The organism is Mycobacterium simulans (genome assembly GCF_900232995.1).
Classification (GTDB): Bacteria; Actinomycetota; Actinomycetes; order Mycobacteriales; family Mycobacteriaceae; genus Mycobacterium; species Mycobacterium simulans.
In genome coordinates, this window is sequence record NZ_OCVX01000071.1 from 1 (window position 1) to 1,864 (window position 1,864).

General features: G+C 63.8%; 1 protein-coding gene and 2 pseudogenes. 1 reads left to right on the plus strand and 2 read right to left on the minus strand.

Annotation, left to right across the window (positions count from 1 at the left end; translation table 11 throughout):
* Positions 1-712: pseudogene (locus MSIMFI_RS27235) on the plus strand (DUF222 domain-containing protein); the annotation flags it as partial.
* On the opposite strand, the gene MSIMFI_RS27240 reads toward MSIMFI_RS27235, so the two are convergent.
* Together MSIMFI_RS27240 and MSIMFI_RS27245 are read right to left on the minus strand one after the other, a co-directional pair.
* Positions 709-1,329 carry a hypothetical protein gene (locus MSIMFI_RS27240; RefSeq protein ID WP_191500029.1) on the minus strand — a complete coding sequence of 207 codons (621 nt, stop codon included), beginning with the start codon at positions 1,327-1,329 and terminating at the stop codon, positions 709-711. The pseudogene MSIMFI_RS27235 and the gene MSIMFI_RS27240 sit on opposite strands and share 4 nt — an antisense overlap.
* 2 nt (positions 1,330-1,331) lie before the next feature.
* A pseudogene (locus MSIMFI_RS27245) lies at positions 1,332-1,864 on the minus strand (serine hydrolase); the annotation flags it as partial.

Sequence of the window (1,864 nt, forward strand, 5' to 3'; positions counted from 1 at the left end):
GGTGGTGATTCATGTGATCGCCGAGCAGGCCACGCTCGACGGCATCGGGACCGCGCCGGCCTCCCTGATCGGTGCGGACGGGTTGATCACTGCGGAGTTGGTGGCCGAGTTGGCTCAGTCGGCCAGGCTGGTGCCGCTGATCCATCCCGGCGACGCCGCGCCCGAGCCCGGCTATCAGCCCTCCCAGGCGTTGGCCGATTTTGTGCGGTGTCGGGATTTGACGTGTCGGTAGCCGGGTTGCGATCAGCCCGCCACCAATTGCGATGTGGACCATACGGTTCCCTTCGCGCAGGGTGGGCCCACGCATGCGTCGAATTTGAAGTGTTATTGCCGCACCCATCATCTGGTGAAGACGTTTTGGGGGTGGCGCGAGCAGCAGTTGCCCGACGGCACCCTGATTTTGACCTCGCCGTCGGGGCAGACCTATGTCACCACCCCGGGCAGCGCGTTGCTGTTTCCCGGTTTGTGCCGCTCCACCGGCGGCATGCCGGCACCCGAAGCCGATCTCGCGGTCGACTACTGCGGTGAGCGGACCGCGATGATGCCCAAACGCCGCCGTACCCGCGCCCAAGACCGCGCCTACCGCGTCGCCGCCGAACGCCGTCAAAACCACGCCGCGCGCATGGCCGCCCGCGCCACCCGGCGAGCCGAACTCACCAGCTACACCGGGCCCGCCCCGCCGGATCCCGACGACGACCCACCGCCGTTTTAGCTGGGCCACCCGCTTGCGGTGGTTCGGTAGTTCGCGTTGGGCGCACTACAGAAGTCCGAGGCTGTGCCAGCGAGCAGGACAAAGTAGCCCTCGCCGCCGCGACGGGTGTCGCTGAAGGGCGGGTAGCTCCAGCCGCTGTTGCACATCGATGCTTCCCCGCCCGCCGTGGCCCTGCGCCATCCGGACTTGACGCAAGAAGTAAGGGCATCGACGTTGGGGACCGTGCTCTTGGCGATGACCAGCATTCCGCCGCCCCATTGCCCGTCGGCTCGTCGGTAGGCGCGTGCCCCGAACCCCGCGTTATCTTGTTGGCAACCCAGCGCCCGTTGCAACGGCTGGAACACAGAGGCGAGGTCGCGATTCGTTAGCGCGGCTGCGGCCGTGATGAATTGGGCGGCATCCGAGCCGTCAACCTCTTGGACGTTGGGATTGCCGAAGCTGAACAGTTGCTGCGAGATCCCCGGGGCTGCTCCGCCACCACCGATGACCGGTCCACTGCCGGTGGAGGTCATCGGTGGCAGCGTCACGTTGGGGTCGGCGTCCGCACGGGGTGTCACCACTGAAAGGCCCAATAACGCAACGATAGTGACGACTATCCGATATGCAATAACTCCCATGGCTATCTCCCCGGTGGCATGGGTGGGGCGTCGTTCGGCACCACCTCGGCACCGATCTTGCGAAATAATATGTCGGCCTCGTTGCTGTAGTTGCCCTGGTTATCGAACGCCTCAGGGGCGTAGGTAACCACGACGGCGATCGCTACCTTTTGCGACGGCAGATAGGCCTCAACGGCGGCGTAACCGGCGAACATCGGATTCTGCATTAGCCAATTGCCGGATATGACGATGCCGAGACCGTAGGTGTAGCCGTCGACTTGTTCGAAGCAGGTCGGACAGCCCGGTTGAGTATGCGTCTTACCGCGTAGATCGGTCGACACCATCTTCTTGAAAGACTCCGCGGAGAGCAGTTTGCCCGAGCCGATACCGACTGCGGTGGTCTCCATGTCATAGATGGTCGTCGTCTGGATGGCACCGTGAGTGATAGTCCAGGACGGATTCCAATACGTCGATTCTTCGTAAAACGGTGTGTCAGTGGGAATTTTCAGAAACGCGCGACGCTCGGAGCTGAATGCGTGCAGGGCGGGTGGGGGAA

Bases quoted from the DNA above. Each gene is read 5' to 3' on its own strand.
- MSIMFI_RS27240 (WP_191500029.1), bottom strand. From the start codon at position 1,329: ATGGGAGTTATTGCATATCGGATAGTCGTCACTATCGTTGCGTTATTG.